Source organism: Amycolatopsis sp. BJA-103 (assembly GCF_002849735.1).
GTDB lineage: Bacteria > Actinomycetota > Actinomycetes > Mycobacteriales > Pseudonocardiaceae > Amycolatopsis.
In genome coordinates, this window is record NZ_CP017780.1 from 6,628,542 (window position 1) to 6,644,926 (window position 16,385).

The 16,385-nt window shown below is 66.8% G+C and carries 16 protein-coding genes, 1 tRNA gene and 2 pseudogenes; 6 read left to right on the top strand and 13 right to left on the bottom strand.

Annotated features, from left to right (window positions below):
* Nucleotides 1-17 precede the first annotated feature (17 nt).
* Entirely contained in the window at nucleotides 18-401 is a 384-nt protein-coding gene (locus tag BKN51_RS29230) for a VOC family protein (RefSeq protein ID WP_101610697.1), read from the top strand.
* Here the strand turns inward: BKN51_RS29230 and lspA are convergent.
* From lspA to BKN51_RS29260, 6 genes are all read right to left on the bottom strand, one after another.
* Nucleotides 379-897, bottom strand: coding sequence for a signal peptidase II (lspA, locus tag BKN51_RS29235; RefSeq protein ID WP_101610698.1), 519 nt, complete (start codon nucleotides 895-897; stop codon nucleotides 379-381). The two genes, BKN51_RS29230 and lspA, sit on opposite strands and share 23 nt — an antisense overlap.
* The gene (locus BKN51_RS29240) at nucleotides 875-1,375 is read right to left on the bottom strand and encodes a carboxymuconolactone decarboxylase family protein (protein ID WP_101610699.1); all 501 of its coding nucleotides are present in this window, start codon (nucleotides 1,373-1,375) and stop codon (nucleotides 875-877) included. The genes lspA and BKN51_RS29240 overlap by 23 nt, the downstream gene beginning before the upstream one ends.
* A complete protein-coding gene (locus BKN51_RS29245) occupies nucleotides 1,375-2,799 on the bottom strand; it encodes a HAMP domain-containing sensor histidine kinase (protein WP_101610700.1) in 1,425 nt (474 codons plus the stop codon). The genes BKN51_RS29240 and BKN51_RS29245 overlap by 1 nt, the downstream gene beginning before the upstream one ends.
* Entirely contained in the window at nucleotides 2,796-3,488 is a 693-nt protein-coding gene (locus BKN51_RS29250) for a response regulator transcription factor (RefSeq protein WP_101610701.1), read from the bottom strand. The genes BKN51_RS29245 and BKN51_RS29250 overlap by 4 nt, the downstream gene beginning before the upstream one ends.
* Before the next feature lie 85 nt (nucleotides 3,489-3,573).
* Nucleotides 3,574-4,188, bottom strand: coding sequence for a trimeric intracellular cation channel family protein (locus tag BKN51_RS29255; protein ID WP_101610702.1), 615 nt, complete (start codon nucleotides 4,186-4,188; stop codon nucleotides 3,574-3,576).
* A complete protein-coding gene (locus BKN51_RS29260) occupies nucleotides 4,188-4,841 on the bottom strand; it encodes a response regulator (protein WP_005155565.1) in 654 nt (217 codons plus the stop codon). The genes BKN51_RS29255 and BKN51_RS29260 overlap by 1 nt, the downstream gene beginning before the upstream one ends.
* 379 nt (nucleotides 4,842-5,220) lie before the next feature.
* Here BKN51_RS29260 and BKN51_RS29265 point away from each other — a divergent pair.
* From BKN51_RS29265 to BKN51_RS44510, 3 genes and pseudogenes are all read left to right on the top strand, one after another.
* A tRNA-Arg gene (locus tag BKN51_RS29265) sits at nucleotides 5,221-5,293 on the top strand.
* Nucleotides 5,294-5,751: 458 nt separating this feature from the next.
* Nucleotides 5,752-6,081, top strand: a complete 330-nt coding sequence (locus tag BKN51_RS44505) for a metal ABC transporter solute-binding protein, Zn/Mn family (protein ID WP_233222953.1) — start codon at nucleotides 5,752-5,754, stop codon at nucleotides 6,079-6,081.
* Nucleotides 6,082-6,150: 69 nt separating this feature from the next.
* Nucleotides 6,151-6,357: pseudogene (locus BKN51_RS44510) on the top strand (hypothetical protein); the annotation flags it as partial.
* Nucleotides 6,358-6,414: 57 nt separating this feature from the next.
* Here BKN51_RS44510 and BKN51_RS29275 read toward each other — a convergent pair.
* The 4 genes from BKN51_RS29275 to BKN51_RS29290 form a co-directional block, all read right to left on the bottom strand.
* A complete protein-coding gene (locus tag BKN51_RS29275) occupies nucleotides 6,415-7,644 on the bottom strand; it encodes a cytochrome P450 family protein (protein WP_101610703.1) in 1,230 nt (409 codons plus the stop codon).
* A complete protein-coding gene (locus BKN51_RS29280) occupies nucleotides 7,644-8,813 on the bottom strand; it encodes an epoxide hydrolase family protein (protein ID WP_101610704.1) in 1,170 nt (389 codons plus the stop codon). Before BKN51_RS29280 ends, BKN51_RS29275 begins: the two co-directional genes overlap by 1 nt.
* Nucleotides 8,814-8,927: 114 nt before the next feature.
* Nucleotides 8,928-9,596, bottom strand: a complete 669-nt coding sequence (locus BKN51_RS29285; protein ID WP_101610705.1) for an O-methyltransferase — start codon at nucleotides 9,594-9,596, stop codon at nucleotides 8,928-8,930.
* A 52-nt stretch (nucleotides 9,597-9,648) separates the two neighbouring features.
* Complete coding sequence (locus tag BKN51_RS29290; protein WP_101610706.1) at nucleotides 9,649-10,887, bottom strand: acyl-CoA dehydrogenase family protein; 1,239 nt, start codon at nucleotides 10,885-10,887, stop codon at nucleotides 9,649-9,651.
* A gap of 213 nt (nucleotides 10,888-11,100) precedes the next feature.
* Here BKN51_RS29290 and BKN51_RS29295 point away from each other — a divergent pair, with 213 nt between their 5' ends.
* Both BKN51_RS29295 and BKN51_RS29300 read left to right on the top strand, forming a co-directional pair.
* Nucleotides 11,101-12,474 carry an extracellular solute-binding protein gene (locus BKN51_RS29295; RefSeq protein WP_233222952.1) on the top strand — a complete coding sequence of 458 codons (1,374 nt, stop codon included), beginning with the start codon at nucleotides 11,101-11,103 and terminating at the stop codon, nucleotides 12,472-12,474.
* A gap of 273 nt (nucleotides 12,475-12,747) precedes the next feature.
* On the top strand, nucleotides 12,748-13,359 hold the full coding sequence (locus BKN51_RS29300) for a DUF2306 domain-containing protein (protein WP_101610707.1): 612 nt from the start codon (nucleotides 12,748-12,750) through the stop codon (nucleotides 13,357-13,359).
* Nucleotides 13,360-13,500: 141 nt separating this feature from the next.
* Here BKN51_RS29300 and BKN51_RS29305 read toward each other — a convergent pair whose 3' ends face one another.
* The 3 genes and pseudogenes from BKN51_RS29305 to BKN51_RS29315 all read right to left on the bottom strand — a co-directional run bounded on the left by BKN51_RS29305 (nucleotide 13,501) and on the right by BKN51_RS29315 (nucleotide 16,333).
* Nucleotides 13,501-14,271: a DUF899 family protein gene (locus BKN51_RS29305; protein ID WP_101610708.1), complete on the bottom strand. Its 771-nt coding sequence runs from the start codon at nucleotides 14,269-14,271 to the stop codon at nucleotides 13,501-13,503.
* Between the two features lie 66 nt (nucleotides 14,272-14,337).
* Nucleotides 14,338-14,601, bottom strand: a pseudogene (locus tag BKN51_RS44515) (transposase); the annotation flags it as partial.
* A 196-nt stretch (nucleotides 14,602-14,797) separates the two neighbouring features.
* On the bottom strand, nucleotides 14,798-16,333 hold the full coding sequence (locus tag BKN51_RS29315) for an MFS transporter (protein WP_233222951.1): 1,536 nt from the start codon (nucleotides 16,331-16,333) through the stop codon (nucleotides 14,798-14,800).
* Nucleotides 16,334-16,385 lie beyond the last annotated feature (52 nt).

The following is a 16,385-nucleotide window of genomic DNA, read 5'->3' on the forward strand; positions in this document are numbered from 1 at the left end:
CCTGCCAGCATGTGTCCATGGCCAGGCTTCGCGACGTCGTCATCGACTGCCACCATCCGGCTTCGCTCGCCCGTTTCTGGGCTGCCGCGCTCGACGGCTACGAAGTCGCACCCTATGACGAAGACGAGCTCGAGCGCCTTCGTTCGCTGGGGCTCTCCGGCCCCGAAGACGATCCTTCGGTACTCGTCGAAACCACGGCGGGACCGCGGCTGTTCTTCAACCTGGTCCCGGAATCCAAGGTGGTCAAGAACCGGATGCACCTGGACCTGGCGGACGACGACGTCGAACGGCTCGTCGCCCTGGGCGCGAAGGTGCTCGCGAGCCCCGAAGACGGTGTCGTCGTTCTCGCCGACCCCGAGGGAAACGAGTTCTGTCTCGTTACTCCGCCTCGGTCTCTTTGACGCCCTCGATCGGGACGCCGCGGAAACTGAGCACGAAAAGGGAGACCGCGCCGAAGAACAACGCGATGTCGGCGACGTTCCCGACGAACCAGCCGTTGTAGTCGATGAAGTCGACGACGTGACCGCGTGCGAAACCGGGATCGCGGAACAGCCTGTCGCCCAGGTGCGTCGTCGCGCCGCCGAGCAGCAGCCCGAGCGAGATCGCCCAGCCCGCCGAACGGACCTTGCGCGAGATCCACAGCAGCGCGACCACCGCGACCGCCGCCAGGATCGCGAAGATCCAGGTGGAACCGGAGCCCAGCGAGAACGCCGCGCCCGGGTTGTAGAGCAGCCGGAAGCGGATGAAGTCGCCGATCACCGGGATCGGCGCGCGGCCGGTGAGGGCGTCGACGGCCCACCATTTGGTCAGCTGGTCGGCCGCCAGCAGCACCGCGGCCACCAGCAGTGTCCACAGCAGACGGCGGGGCGGCATCTCAGGCGCGTTCTCGGTGCTCATCACCCGTCAGAGTACGGGCGACGCCGAGCGCGTTGAGCGCGGCGGGGAAACCCACGTAGACGGCGAGATGCAGGATCGCCTCGACGGCGGCCCCGAACTCCCCCGCGTCGCGCGCTTCCCGAAGAACTTCGGCCAGTTCGGGTGCCACTCCGCCGTTCGCGGTGTGCTCCGCGATCGACTTGAGCCGCCGGGTCGTGTCGTTGTTTTGCTCCAGGTCGCCGCCGACCTTCGCCACGGCGGTCTTGTGGAACTCGAGCTGCGCCTGCGCGTAGCCCAAGGTCTCCAGCGCGGCGACCGTCACCCATTGCCGCTGTGCCAGCGAAAGCCCCGGCCGCTGGTAGACCCCGCCGTAGACGAAGGCGACCGCTTCTCTGCCGTAGTCCGCCGCCTGGACCGCGTCGAACAGGTTCAGCACGGCGGGATCCTCGACGCCGCCGAGAAGCCGGAGCAGTTCGAGGCCCTTGTCGTAGTCACTCATCAAGCAGGGGCTCCCGGGAGCCGCAGGGTCATCAGCGCGCCGCCTCCGGGAGCGCGTCCCGCGTAGACGCCGCCACCGTGCCGCTGCGCCGCGTGCTGGACGATGGCGAGGCCGAGCCCCGAACCGGGCAGCGTCCGCGCTTCGGAAGAGCGGTAGAAGCGGTCGAAGACCTTCGGCAGGTCCTCGTCGGCGATCCCCGGCCCGGCGTCCTCGACTTCGAGCACCGCGGTGCCGTCGCCGACCGGGTACAGCCGGACCCCGACCGTCGAGCCCTCGGGCGAGAACTTCACCGCGTTGTCCAGCAGGTTCAGCACCGCGCGTTCCAGCGCGCTGGTGTCGCCGGTCAGCACCCACGGCTGGAGCGAGACGTCGAACTCGATCTCGCCCGCGCGGCGGCGTGCCCTGTCGAGCGCGCGCTCGACGACGTCGACCATCTCGACCCGCTCGTGCTCGATCCGCGGCTCGTCCTGGCGCGCGAGTTCGACGAGGTCGCCGATCAGCTGGGTCAGCTCGTCGAGCTGGCCGCGGATGTCGGCCTCGATGTCGCTGCGGTCCTCGTCGGACAGCGTGCGCGCACCCGGTCTGCTCGCGGACAGGAGCAGTTCGAGGTTCGTGCGGAGCGACGTCAGCGGCGTCCGGAGTTCGTGGCCGGCGTCCGCGACGAGCTGCCGTTGCCGTTCCTGCGATTCGGCGACCGTGCCGAGCATCGTGTTGAAACTCTGCGTGAGGCGGGCGAGTTCGTCGTCGCCGCTGACCGGGATCGGCCGCAGGTCACCGGTGGTGGCGACACGTTCCGCCGCCGAGGTCAGTCTGTCGACCGGCCGCAGGCCCGCTCTCGCGACGGCCGTTCCCGCGGCCGCGGCGACCAGGATCCCGGCGCCGCCGATCAGGAACAGGACCACCGAAAGCTCGTTCAGGGTGCGCTTGGTCGGCCCGAGCGACTGGGCGAGCACCATCGCCTGCCCCGGCCCCTGCGGGAGGGCGACGACCCGGCTGTCGGTCTTCGGGTCGGTGCGCAGCGAGAACGCCTTGTCGCCGGTGGCGACCGCGATCTCGTCCTCGCCGTACGGCGGGCGGCTTCCGGACTGCGGATAGGTCAGCCGGATCTTCTCCCCGACCGTCAGCTGGCCGATCTGCAGGTCCGCGCTGGCGAGGAAGGCGCCGGGCACCTGCTGCAGCTCGGTCTGCACCTGCGGCGAGTCGACCGCGGCCTGCGCGCGGGCACGCAGGTTGTCGTCCACCTGCTGGTAGAGGTTCTCCTTCACGACGAGATACGCGCCGAGCGACACCAACGCCACCGCGCCCGCCACCGAGACGGCGGCGAGCAGCGTCACCCGGCCGCGGAGCGAGAAGCGCCGCGTGCTCCAGCGGTCGCCGCGCGGATCCTTTTCGGACTCGCCGACGACCCGGACCGGCTCGGTCACGGCGGGGTTTCCCTCAGCACGTAGCCCACTCCCCGCACCGTGTGGATCAGCCTCGGTTCGCTCCCAGCCTCGGTCTTTCGGCGCAAATAGCCGACGTAGACCTCCAGCGCGTTGCCCGACGTCGGGAAGTCGTATCCCCATACTTCCTCCAGGATCCGGCTACGGGTCAGGACGTGCTTCGGGTAGGAGAGGAACAGCTCGAGAAGCGCGAATTCGGTCCTCGTGAGACTGATCTCCCGTCCCGCCCGGCGCACCTCGCGCGTCCCCGGGTCCAAAGTGAGGTCCGCGAACGCCAGGATCTCGGCGTTCTGCCCGGCCTGCGGGTCCGGGATCGCCCGGCGCAGAAGCGCGCGAAGGCGAGCGAGAAGCTCTTCGAGCGCGAAGGGCTTCGGGAGGTAGTCGTCGGCGCCGGCGTCGAGACCGGACACTCGATCGGACACGGTGTCCCGCGCCGTGAGCACGAGGATCGGCAGGTCGTCACCGGTGCTTCGCAGGCGTCGGGCGACTTCCAGGCCGTCGAGCCGCGGCATCATCACGTCGAGGACCATCGCGTCGGGTCTGTTGGCGATGATCGCTTCCAGGGCCTGCGCGCCGTCCCCGGCCAGTTCCACCTGGTACCCGTTGAACTCAAGGGATCGCCTGAGTGATTCACGGACGGCCCTGTCGTCGTCCACTACGAGGATGCGCATGGCCACAGTCTTACGCAGCGTGCTGAGACTCGCCTAAGAACACACACAGAACAAACAAAGGAAATCGAGCAGTCCACAAGACGTTTCAGCCGGTCTCGGGCCCTTTTGCAACGGGTGCGTTCCATCTGCGCCACAAAGCGAGCATCCGAACCCCCACGACGACGGCAGCTGCTACGACCGTCACCGGCCCCGGCGGCAGTCGCAGAGAGTGACCGATCACGACGAGCACGGCCCCCGCGAGCGCCGCGACCGCATAGATCTCCTTCCGCAGCACGAGCGGGATTTCCCGGAGCAGGAGATCACGCACCGCACCTCCACCGATACCCGTCGTCATCCCGATCAGGCACGCCGCGTAGGGAGTGGCGCCCGCGTTCAACGCAATGGTGGTACCCGCCGTCGCGAACACCCCGAGCCCGAGCGCGTCGGCGAGCAGCACGCCGCGCCGCAGCTTCGCGATCTGCGGATGGAACACGAACACGACCAACGCCGTCGCCCCGCAGACCGCGAGATAAGGCCAGGTCCGCAGGGTCGTGGGCGGCGTGATCCCCAGGAGGACGTCACGGATGATCCCGCCGCCGAGCGCCGTGGTGAGCCCGACGACGACCACTCCGAAGACGTCCAACCTGGACCGCACCGCCGCGAGCGCCCCCGAAGCGGCGAACGCGATCAAGCCGAGGAACTCGAGCGCGGTGAGGATCATTACTGGTCGAGCAGGCCACCGCGGTAGGCCAGCAGCGCGGCCTGCACCCGGTTCGCCGCGCCGATCTTGGACAGGACGGCCGAGACGTAGCCCTTGACCGTGGCCTCGGACAGGTGGAGGCGTCCGCCGATCTCCGCATTGGACAACCCCTGGCCGATCAGCCCGACGACCTCACGCTCCCGCTCGGACAGCGACGCGAGCAGCTTGCGCGCCGGCTGCGCGGCCCGCTGCTCGTCCCGGTGCGACTGCACCATGCGCGCCGCGACCCCGGGGTCCAGCACCGCGCCACCCCTGGCGAGGTCCCGGACGGCCCTGAGCAGCGCCGCCGGGTCGATGTCCTTGAGCAGGAAGCCGTTCGCCCCGAGCCTGAGCGCGAGACTGACGTAATCGTCGATGTCGAACGTGGTCAACATGGCCACCGTCGGTGGATCCGGCAGCGCGAGGATGGCCCTGAGCGCGCGAATACCGTCGTCAGGCGCCCTCATCTTGATGTCGAGCAGGGCGACGTCAGGGTGGTACCGCCGGGCGACCTCGACCGCTGATCTCCCGTCGCTCGCCTCGCCCACGATCTCGATGTCGGCAGCGCCGGACATCATGGCACGCAGGCCCGAACGGACCAGTTCCTCGTCGTCGGCGAACATGAGCTTGATCAACGAAGCCCTCCGGCAGCCGGGGGAGCGGCGTCTCGCGTCCCGTTAACGAAGATTACCTACTGTTGTTCAGGGTTTCGAAACCAGACACGTACGAGTGACCCGTGCGGGTCATCTGTGTCGATCTAGCTTTCGATTCAGACCCTGTTTGCCTGGGTTGAGTGTGCGTCCTCCGGGACGGATCCGCAGGTCGAGTGTCACTAGGCGGCCACTGGCGGGGTTCGGCCGGTCCCACCGGCCTGCGCCGGGCGCTCGTTTGAGCGCTACCGCCGTTCGGGGGTTTCGCGGCGTTCACCTCGCCGGCCGCATGCCCTTCCGATGTGACGGTGCCCTCGTGCCCTGCCGGGGCCGGTCACCCGGTAGGCTGTGCCCGGCAGTACATGCCCTCGTAGCTCAGGGGATAGAGCACCGCTCTCCTAAAGCGGGTGTCGCAGGTTCGAATCCTGCCGGGGGCACAAACACGGGCGACAACGACAACCAGGCGACTGGTATTCGAACGCAGCGCCACAGCGAAGACGTACCCCCATCACGAAGTCCCGGCGCTGGTGTCCACAGCACCGGCGGGCTCCCGACCGTGATGCTTCCCCGACAGGACTAGGTACCTACTGCGAACGGGTTCGTGCCGCAACGGGCGCCTGGTGCGTCGTTACCGTGCCGTCCGCTGCGACCTCGCAGGGTTGTTCGCCGTGCACTGCTCACCGCTGTCGTTGCCTGTGCTGTGCACGCCGACCCGGTTTCGGGAGAGGTGTACGGAATGGACTACAACGACCATCTCCGCCGCGCCAGGACCTTCACCGTCGAAGGCAAGGCCGGCTATTTCGTGGAGACCGGCCGATGAACCGACGCGTCATCCTTCCCTGCTGGTCACGCTGCTGGGTGTTCCGCCGTCGGCGACAACCGGGCCTCGGTGGTGGTGACCACGAACATCCTCGGTGACATCACCCGCGCCATCGTGGACGGCCAGGCCCAGGTGACGGTCCTCATGAAACCGAACGCCGATCCGCACTCCTTCGGCATTTCCGCCCAGCAGGCGGCCGAAGTCGAGCGTTCCGGCCTGATCGTCTACAACGGACTCGGCCTCGAAGAGGGCATCCTGCACACGGTGCGGGCGCCCGAGCAAAGCGGCGTCCCCGCCCTGCCGGTGGGCGAACGGGTCGACCCGATCAGCTACACCAGCGACGACGCCGCCGGGAAACCCGGCCCCCATTTCTGGACCGACCCGGCCGCGTGCGCGCCGCGGTGAACGCGATCGCCGACGACGTCGAACGAGGCGACCGTGCGCGCCAACGCCGACCCGCAAGGCGAAGCGCTGGTACGGAAGATCGCGGTGACCGGATCCTGGCGGGAACCGCTGGAGTGGCAGCAGCCGCGGCCGGCGATCTTCGTCCGCGGCGGGACGACCTACGTCACCGATCCGGGCAAGAAGGAGATCCACTCGATCGATCTCGCGTCCGGCACGAAGACCGCCACCGGCGCGCTCCCCGGCGTGCCGAACGGGGTCAGCGGCGTTCGCGGATAACGGCTCGCGCGTCGGAGAGGGCAGGAGAACCGTGCCTCTCCGACGCGAGCGGGCCGGCTACGCCTTGCCTTTCAGGTGCACGGGGAGGGCCCGGTGGCCGTTCATGATGAACGTCGAAAGGGGCTCGAGGTCGGCGGGATCGACCGCCAGCGCCAAGTCGGGGTACCGGTCGAAGAGAGCGGACAGGCCGATGGTGGCCACCAGCCGGGCGATGCCGGCACCGAGGCAGAAGTGCGGTCCGTGGCCGAAGGAGAGGTGCTCCTTGTCGGCGCGGGTGATGTCGAATTCGCAGGCCGACTCGCCATGCAGGGCCGGGTCGCGGCCGATGGCGGCGTAGTTGACCAGGATCGCGTCGCCCTTGGGGATGGTGAGGCCCTCGCCGAGGTCGAGATCCTCCATCGCGTAACGCAACGGGAGCGAAGCGAGCGGGGACTCGACGCGCAAGGTCTCGTCGATGACGTCGCTCCAGGTCGCCTCCCCGGACTTGACGAGCGCCAGCTGGTCCGGGTGGGTGAGCAACGCGGTGATCGCGTTGTCGAAGAAGTTGATCGTGGTCTCCGAGCCCGCACCGAGGATCGCGAAGATCGTGTCGGCGAGCTCCTGTTCGGACAGCCGTGAACCGTCCTCGTCACGGGAGGCGATCAGGTCGCTGGTGATGTCGTCGGCGGGGTTGGCGCGTTTGGTGGCGATCAACTCGGTCATGGCGCCGCGCCAGCCGGCGAGGACGCCCTGTGCCTGCTCGGGGGTGACGGTGGTGTCCACCATCATGTCGATCACCTTGGCGGTGGCCGCGCGGGCCTGCTCGTCCATCCCGATCAGCTCGGCGACCAGCATGGCGGGCAGCGGGTAGGCGAACCGCTCGCGCAGGTCGACCACCTCGTCCGGACCGCCGGCCGCGAGCGCGTCGAGCAGCATGGCGGTCAGCGCCTCGATCCGAGGGCGGATGGCCTCGGTCCGCTTGGGGGTGAAGGCCTTTCCGACCAGACGGCGCAGCCGGACCTGGTCCTTGCCCGTGGCGGTGACCATGTTGTCCATCGCGATCCAGCTGATCATCTCCCAGTCGGGCGGGATCTCGCCGTTGATGAACTTCGGCCAGTAGTTGCGCGCGTTCTTGGTGACCCTCGGGTCGGCGAGCAGCTTCTTGATCACATCCGCGCGGGTGACCGACCAGGCGAGCACCCCACCGGGCAGCTCGACCTGGGTCGCGGGGCCAAGAGTCCGCAGGTGGGCGGCCTCGCCGTGGATATCACGTCCCGTCGTGTCAAGGACCGGGCAACGGTTTTCCATCAGTTCGCCTTTCGGAGCTGGAGAGAGCGGGAGAACGAGCGGATATCGCCGATGAGCAGATCTGGCTCCTCGAGCGCGGCGAAGTGGCCACCGCGGTCGAACTCCGTCCAGCGCGCGAGCGTCGGCAGGTCGCGCTCGGCGAGGCTGCGGACCGGCAGGAAGATGTCGCGCGGGAAGACGGCGACCGCGACCGGGACGGCGGGCGGCGGCGGTTTCTGGCCTGCGGCAAAGGCTCGCAGGGCGGCGGCGCCCTCGTAGTAGAAGTTCGCGGACGTACCGGCTGTGGCGGTCAGCCAGTAGATCGAGACCGTGTCGAGGATCTTGTCACGGCTGATCGCGTCCTCAGGCACCTTGTCGGAGTCGGTCCACTCCTTGAACTTCTCGACGATCCAGGCCAGCTGGCCGACCGGTGAGTCGGTGAGCGCGTAACTCACCGTCTGCGGCCGGGTCTGCATGAGCTTCATGTAGCCGGACAGCTCCTGGTCGAACTTGCCGAGTAAGGCGAGGCGTCCCAGGTCGTCCTCGCCGAGCGAGGCCACCTCGGCGGGATCGCCGCTCGGGAAGGTCATCAGCATGTTGACATGCACGCCGGCGCAGTTCTCCGGGTCCAAAGTGCCCAGTGCCAAGGAGATCACCGCGCCGGCATCGCCGCCCTGTGCGATGTAGTCGCGGTAGCCGAGGCGGCGCATCAGCTCAGCCCATGCGTGCGCGATGCGCGGCACGTCCCAGCCGGTCTCGCGCAGCGGGCTGGAGAAACCGTAGCCGGGCAGCGCGGGGATCACCAGGTGGAAGGCTTCGGCCGGGTCGCCGCCGTGCGCGCGCGGGTCGGACAGCGGGCCGATCAGGTCGAGGAACTCGGCGACGGAGCCGGGCCAGGCGTGGGTGAGCAGCAGCGGGCGGGCGTCGGGTTCCGGCGAGCGCACGTGCATGAAGTAGATGGGTGCGCCGTCGATTTCGGTGACGAACTGCGGGTGGCTGTTCAGCGCCGCTTCGACCGAACGCCAGTCATAGGTGGTCCGCCAGTATTCGGCGAGCTCCTTCAGGTAGGCAAGCGGCACGCCTCGGTCCCACCCCGTGTCGGGCAGCTCCTCCGGCCAGCGGGTGTTCGCCAACCGCTCGCGTAGATCATCGATGGCTGCCTGCGGGATTTCGACCCGGTACGGATGCATACTGGCCTCAAATCAGTGCAATTGCGGCTGATACGGAATCGGCTGGAATGGTGTACGTGAGGTCCGACCCGCGACCACCCGGCAGGCATGAATTCGTGGGCCAGGCAGTCCGGTTCAGTCCTTGGCGCGCTTGTACGCCAGCGTCACGCCGTCGAAGACGGGGAGCATGCTCAGTTCGATCCGTTTGTCGTTGCGTAGTGCGGAGTTCAACGCACGCAGCGAGTCCGTCTCCGGGTCGCTGATGTCGTGGCGTGCCACCTTGCCCGACCAGAGCACGTTGTCCACCACCAGCAACCCGCCCGGCCGGAGCAATTCGAGGCATCGTTCGAAGTAGCTGGAGTAGCTCTCCTTGTTGCAGTCGATGAAGGCGAAGTCCACGGTGCCGGCGGCACCGTCGGCCAACAGCGCGTCCAGTGTCTCGACCGCGGGACCTATCTCGACCTGGATGCGGTCTGCGACACCGGCCCGTTCCCAGAACGGGCGGCCGATGTCGGCCCACTCCGCACTGATGTCGCAGGTGATGACGCGGCCGTGTGCGGGCAGCGCGCGGGCCATGGCCAGCGTGCCGTACCCGGTGAACGTCCCGACCTCGACAACGGTGGTGGCGGACATCAGCCTGACGAGGAGGCCGAGCAACTGTGCCTCTTCCGGCGGGGTCAGCATGCCGTGCTGGTACAGCCGCATGGTGGCCATCCGCAGTTCACGCGCGATATCGTCCTCGCGGAGCGATACGTCCAGCACATACTGCTGGATCTCGTCGTCCAGCACCAAACTATGGATCACCGATTTCTCCTAGCGAATAGTGCGGTCGTGGGCGCTTCGGACACCTGACGGATCAGCTCGGTATGTCGAGGGCCAGCCTGGCCAGTTCACGGGTGGCCATGGTGGCCAGGTAGATGTTCACTCCGGCGTGGGTGTGCAGGGTCGACATGTCCCGCCAGATCCGCTCGAGGCGCTCGCCCGCCCGCACCGCGCTCGTCCCGGCGGTCGGGAACAGGATGTCGGACACCGCGGTCCAGGCCATCCGCACGATTTCACGGCTGATGATCGACATACGCAACTCCACCTCGCGGGTGGCCGAACCGTTCTCGGCGGTCTCGTGCCACTGCCGCAGCATGTCGCGCATTGCCGCCCGCGCCGCCTCGATACGCCCGGCGGCCTCGCCGTAGCGGAGCTGGTAGTCCGGGTCCTCAGCACGCGACCCGAACGGCGGGTACGCCGTCTTGCGTTCCCGCATCAGCTCGCCGTAGGCGTCCAGCGCACCGGTGGCCATGCCGACCGCCAGCGCGCCGACCTGGAAATTCAGCGGGGCCAGCACACTGCCGCCGTACAAGCGGTTGCCGTGCAGCTCCAGCCCCGGCGTTCCACCGACGACGGAGGTCAGGCCCATATGCGTACCGACCAGTGCGTAGTGCGCCGGGATGTGTGCTTTTTCGATCTTGACGCTGTGTGAGCCGCTGCCCTTCAGGCCGAGCTGCGCCCCCCAGTCGTCCAGCCGCTCCCACTTGTCGCGCGGCACGACGAACATCAGCTGCGTGGGTGGCTCACCTTCCGCGCCCGCGATGAAGGTCTGACCGACGAAGTGGGTGGCGTAGGGTGAGCCGGAGGCGTAGCGGAACACGCCGTCGACGATCCAGCCGCCGTCCTCGGCCTGCTCGGCGAACCCGACCGGCGCGACGACGCCCGGGCAAATGAAGTCCCCGCCCGCGAACAACTCGTTCTGTGTTTCTTCACCGAACAGTGTGCCGATCAGATGGGCGTGTGACGCGCCGAAGGTGTACATCCACGCCGTCGACGGGCAGCCGCGAGCGAGCGCGGATACCACCCGCATGTGCGTGTCGATACCGAACTCGTAACCGCCGTAACGCCTTGGCACCAGAAGTCGGTAGAAGCCGGCGTTGAGAAGCTCGTTGTGCGTGTCCAGCCCGTAGTACCCGCGCCGCTCCGTCTCCTGCTGCCTCTCGACGAGGGTCGCGGCGATACGCTCGGCGCGGGCAAGAATCTCCTGCTCGGTCAGGCTCGGTTCCGGTGGGACCGGATAGTCGCTCGCCGATGTATCCATGGCGACTGTCATGTCCTGACCATCCTTTCGGGAACGTAAATCACCGCTGAGGCGCGCACATAAATATTCCACCCAGGAAAGCCGGATACATCTCATAGAGTGCGATGTGTCGCGCATCCAGAGCCGAGCGGCCGATGCTGCAGCACCCAGCAATCGAGAAGACGCACACGCGTGCGCCGAATGCCAAGGTCGACACCAGAGGTCGGATAAGTCACGGAGGATGCGGTGCAAGACTCGACGGAAACCGACGGGCCGATCATTATCGAGGCGTGGATCGGGGACAGCCCGAAGATTGACGATTCGGATGAATACGAGGTCCCCGGCTGGGGCGACCCGCTAGTACATGCGGCCGAATCGTTCAATCGAACCCATCCAGAATATCTGGTGCGGATCCGCAAGATCGATTTTCGCGAAATGCCGAAAGCGGTTGCCGACGCGGTTGCACGGGGAAACCCGCCGGATGTCGTGGAGTACGTCTACACCGCGACCCAAGTAGCACTCGACACGCGCGCCCGCAACGGTGATTCGCTGTTCGTTCCGGTCCAGCGCGCGGTCGGAGACCGCACCAAAATCCTCGGAGAGCCGGTAGTCATCCAGGACCTCGTGCCCGCCGCGCGCGACTACTGGAGCAGGGGTGGCGAACTGGTTTCCATGCCGACGTGGGTGACGGCCAACATCTTGTACGCCAACAAGGCCGTACTCGAGCGCGCCGGAGTCGAACGAATGCCGGCAACGTGGCAGGAACTGACGGCCGCGTGTGCCGCCATTGCCAAGCTGCCGGACGGACCGGCGCACGGTGTCAGCTGGCCCAACTATGGCTGGCTGTTCCATACGGAGATCGTCGGGCAGGGTGGATTGCTCAGCAACAGGGACAACGGGCGGTCCGGCCGGTCAACCCGTGTTTTCCTCGATTCTCCCGAAATACTCAACTACGTGCAGTGGTGGAAGAGCATGCACGAGAGCGGCTACTACTACTACACCGGTGAGCGAAATGACTACTTCGGCGGCATGGAAGCTTTTGCGCGCCAGGAGGTCGCCTTTGTGGTCACGTCGTCGGCCGTTGGTCATGACATGACGACTATAGCCGCCGAAGCCGGTATCGAGCTTATGGCGGATCGCCTGCCGCGTTTCAATGAACAGCCGTACACCGGTGGGCCCTTCGGTGGCCAGTCGTTCTTCCTGACCGACGGCCTGCCGAAGGAAAAAGAGGACGGCGCGCTTGCCTTCCTCCAGCATCAGCTCAACCCGCAGCACGCGATAGCGCGAATGCACGACCGCTCACTTCCGTTGACTCTACCGGCGTATGAACAGGTCGTGGCCGATCACCGGGTCGAGCCGTATCCCGGCTTCCGCGTCGCGACGGAGCAGGTCGCCTCGTCCAACCGAACACCGGCGACAGCCGGTCCGCTGCTCGGCGACCTCAACGGCATCAACGGCGTCATCACCGTGGCGATGGACGACGTGCTGCTCAGAGGAGCGGAGCCGACCAGCCGATTCCGCGCGGCGACCGAGGAAGCACAGAGATTGCTCGACCGCCACAACGCGGCGGCCTTCGCCTACCCGCCCGTGACCCCCGACGCGCTCACGATAACGGCGTGAACTGCGAGCGCGGGCCGCGGCCGCGTAGCGCGTCCGCGGCCGCGTGACGAACTGCTCCTATCGGGTAATTTCCCCGAGCGGGATGTTGGCCGCACACAACGAGATGGATTGGTGCACTGTCAGTGCCACTCTCGGCACTGGGCGTTGCGAACGACGTCCAACCCGAGAGGAGCAGTTGTGACGTCGAACCTGAAAAAAGTCAGCGCTCGGACGTCGTCTGAGCATGCGCGAGCTCAGGCAAAATCCGGCAAGCCGTTCTGGCAACGGCCGTGGGTGGTTCCACTGGTCATCGTCGTGGTGATCTACATCTACACGACGTCCATGCGGGTCGTCGGGGTTCCTGCTGAGCAGCGGCAGCTGCCGCCACATGAAAACTTTCCGCTCTACTACCCCTTGCTGATCATCCACATGATCGGTGCCACGGCCGCGATGCTGACGATGTGCCTGCAGGTGTGGCCGTGGTTGCGGCAGCACCACCCGAAGGTGCACCGGGTGAGTGGCCGGATCTACCTCCTCGGCACACTGGTCAGTGGGGTCCTGGGGCTCGTGATCGTCTGGGTGGCACCAAAACCCGGCAAGGTCGGGGCGCTGTGCCTGTTGATCTTCTGGCTCGCCACGACCGCTGCCGCGTACCGTGCCGTCCGCCGCAAGGACTTCGCCAAACACCGCCGGTACATGCTGTACAGCTTCGCGGTCGCCGCGAACAACCTGTGGGCCGCTCTCGGCCTGATGGTGATACAGAAGTTCGAGATCCCGCTCGACATCGCGTACTACCAGGAGGCCGCTCGGTGGGTCCCCTGGGTCGGCAACGTGATGCTGGTGCAGTGGTGGCTGTACCGCACCGCGCGCCGCCCGTCGCCGGCCGTCCCAGGACAGCCGGGGTAGACGACCCGAGCGCACCCGCGGCGGACCCGGCGACGAGCGCCGTGAGGCCTCTGCTGACGATCGGTCATCGACGCCTCGGCACCGGATCCGGTGCCGAGGCGTCGATGACCGCCCTGGGCGGCGGTGAGCGAGGACGCTCGCTCAGTGGCAATGCGGTTGGTGAGGACCATCGGACGAGGTGCCGAGGTCGTCGTCATGTCCGGCCTTGAGCCGAGGCCACTGGGCGATCGGGCGTCCGTCCAGCTGAAACTGGCCGCCCCTGGCAGGCCAACCCTGCGGCCAGCCCTCGGGCGAGTCCTCCCAGACCTCCTGCCTGCCGTAGACGGTCAGGTCCAGCAGTCCGTACGACGGTGCCATCACTTCATTGCCGCGGCTGGTGGTCCAGTAGGCCTCGAAGACCTGGTCGTCGTATCGGAGGTAACTGACCAGGATGCCGAAGGACCGGCCTGCGACCAGCCGGTCCACGGCGTCCTGCGGCACCGAATACCAGGGAACCGTCCAGCCCATGAAATCGCGATAGCGCGAACTCTCCTCATACGGTCCTTCACAGAAGGTCGCGTAGCTCACGTCCCTCGAGTGCAGATAAGACAACTCAGTGATGTGGCTGGTGGAGAAGGTACAGCCCTCACACTGCTCCGCGGCGGGCCTGCCGGTGTGCCACATCTGAAAGTAGGCGATCAACTGGGACCGGCCGTCGAAGATGTCGATCAACGACACCGGCCCACCGGCACCGATCAGTTTCGTGGCCGGATCGACCTCGACCATAGGCAGCCGGCGTCGCTGCGCGGCGAGTGCGTCACCGGCTCGGGTATGCGCCTTCTCCTTGACCAGGAGTTCGTCGATCTTCGCCTGCCAGGTCTGACGATCGACGACCTGTGGGAGAGCGTGGCTGGTGGTAAGTAATTCAGGCATTCATAACTTTTACTCCCAACCGACACGGAGCACAAATCGAACGGCGTTTTCCGCCGTTGTTGTTCATTAAATTTTGACGGCAGGCCAGCGGTCACCGAAGGCGTTGATCACGGGGTTTCCAGCGCATCGTCCATCGGGTGCGGCCTGCCCCGGTGGGGTCGCCGGATTTCGACGTCATAGTCGAGGAAGGGGGATGAATTCACCCCAGGCGTTGCGCCACAGTCGAATCATCGCACTGTACTTCTTGCCCCATTTCCCGTCGAGTTCGTCCAGTGCGACTTACGCGGCGTCGGAGTTGGGGTTAGGAGCGGTGTAGGCGGTTTTGATGTCGTCTCCTGCCGGGTACCGTTCCGCACATTGGACTCACTCTTGCGTGGGACGCACAAGGTCCGATGTCATCACGCACAGTGCCCCGGCCCGCCGGAACCCAGCCCGGCGGGGCGGAAACACCGTTCGCCGCACAGTCTCCTTTTGCACGGCGAAGGCCCGCGCGTTGTCGTGCGGGCCGTTGCCGTGAGTTTCGAACTTATACTTCGGTGACTGTAGTGGCTTTGGCTGTCTGGTTGGTGTCCTCGTTGGCTTCCTCGGGGGTGCTGTTGTCGCCCTGGAGGTCTTTGACGTGTTTGAAGACTCGGATGGTGAGTACGGCGAGGCCAACGTAGATGATGGCGCTGATGATGCCGACGAGGTGGACGCCCGAGGTGAAGGCGTCGCGGGCGGTGGCGAGCAGGTTGCCCGCCTGGTCGGCGGGCAGTTGGCCGGCGACGACGACGGCGCGGTCCACGCTTTCGCGGGCGGCGTCGGCATCGGCGGGTGACAGCGCGCCGAGGGCGGGTTCGACGTTGTTGCGGTAGACGGTGATGCCGACCGTGGCGAGGGTGGCGATGCCGAGGCCGAGTGCGAATTCGGTGGTGGTTTGGACGATCGAGGCGCCAGAGCCGGCTTTCTCGGGGGGCACCTCTCCCATGGCGAGGTGGTTGCAGAGCGCGGCAAGTGGTGCGGTGCCGAGCATGACGACGCACATGGCGAAGAAGATCGTCGAGGCGCCGGACGTACCGGCAAAGGTGAAGATGATGTAGCCGATGGCGGCGATCACCAGTCCGCCGGCGATCAGGTAGGCCGGGCGGATGCGGTTGGCCAGCTGGGGGGTGACCAGGTTACCGACGATCATCAGTACGTTGGGCACCAGCAGGAGCAGGCCGGCCGCCAGCGGGGTGAGGCCGGTGACGTTCTGCAAGTAGATCGTGACGAGCAGCAGGGTGCCGGCGCCGACCGAGGCGGTGACGAAGAACAGGATCAGCGCGGAGCTGAAGGTGCGGTTGCTGAACATACGCAGATCCAGCAGTGGGCTGGTCAGGCGCCGTTGCCGCTGGACGAACACCGCCGCGACCACGATGCCGAACACCAGCACCAGGGCGGGGAACCACTCCCAGCCGTTACGGACCAGTTCTTTGAGTCCGTAGACGAACGGCAGAATCGCCGCGAGGGACAGCAAGACGCTGACCGGGTCGAGCTTGCCGACCTCCGGCGCCTTGGCCTCGGGGAGCAGGGAGGGACCGAACGCCAGCAGCAGCACGATCCCCGGCACGGCCACCAGGAATACCGAACCCCACCAGAAATACTCGAGCAGCACGCCACCGACGAGCGGCCCGAGCGTCGCCCCGCCCATGAAGCAGGCCAGATAGACGGAGAGCGCGCGGCTGAGTTGCTTCTGGTCGCTGAACATACCCATGACCAGGCCCAGCACCGACGGCATCACCGCGGCACCCGCCACGCCGAGCAGTGCACGACAGGCGATGAGCATCTCCGGGCTGGTGGAAAACGCCGCCGCCACTGACGCGACACCGAACACCACGGCGCCGATGAGCAGCAAACGTTTTCGGCCGATCCGGTCACCGATGGTGCCCATGGTGACCAGGAAGCCTGCGATCAAGAAGCCGTAGATGTCCACGATCCACAGCTGCTGGATGCCGCTCGGCGCGAGGTCGGCGGTCAGGTGCGGAACGCCCAGATACAGCACGGAGAAATCCATCGCGACGAGAAACGTGGGCAAGCAGAGCACGGCCAGCCCAATCCATTCCCGCCGCCCGGCTCCGGACCTCGTGTTTACAGTG

What these genes read in the sequence shown, in the direction of transcription:
- BKN51_RS29230 (WP_101610697.1), top strand. Translation starts at nt 18, where the DNA reads ATGGCCAGGCTTCGCGACGTCGTCATCGACTGCCACCATCCGGCTTCG.
- lspA (WP_101610698.1), bottom strand. Translation starts at nt 897, where the DNA reads ATGAGCACCGAGAACGCGCCTGAGATGCCGCCCCGCCGTCTGCTGTGG.
- BKN51_RS29240 (WP_101610699.1), bottom strand. Translation starts at nt 1,375, where the DNA reads ATGAGTGACTACGACAAGGGCCTCGAACTGCTCCGGCTTCTCGGCGGC.
- BKN51_RS29250 (WP_101610701.1), bottom strand. Translation starts at nt 3,488, where the DNA reads ATGCGCATCCTCGTAGTGGACGACGACAGGGCCGTCCGTGAATCACTC.
- BKN51_RS29255 (WP_101610702.1), bottom strand. Translation starts at nt 4,188, where the DNA reads ATGATCCTCACCGCGCTCGAGTTCCTCGGCTTGATCGCGTTCGCCGCT.
- BKN51_RS29275 (WP_101610703.1), bottom strand. Translation starts at nt 7,644, where the DNA reads ATGGAAAACCGTTGCCCGGTCCTTGACACGACGGGACGTGATATCCAC.
- BKN51_RS29280 (WP_101610704.1), bottom strand. Translation starts at nt 8,813, where the DNA reads ATGCATCCGTACCGGGTCGAAATCCCGCAGGCAGCCATCGATGATCTA.
- BKN51_RS29290 (WP_101610706.1), bottom strand. Translation starts at nt 10,887, where the DNA reads ATGACAGTCGCCATGGATACATCGGCGAGCGACTATCCGGTCCCACCG.
- BKN51_RS29305 (WP_101610708.1), bottom strand. Translation starts at nt 14,271, where the DNA reads ATGCCTGAATTACTTACCACCAGCCACGCTCTCCCACAGGTCGTCGAT.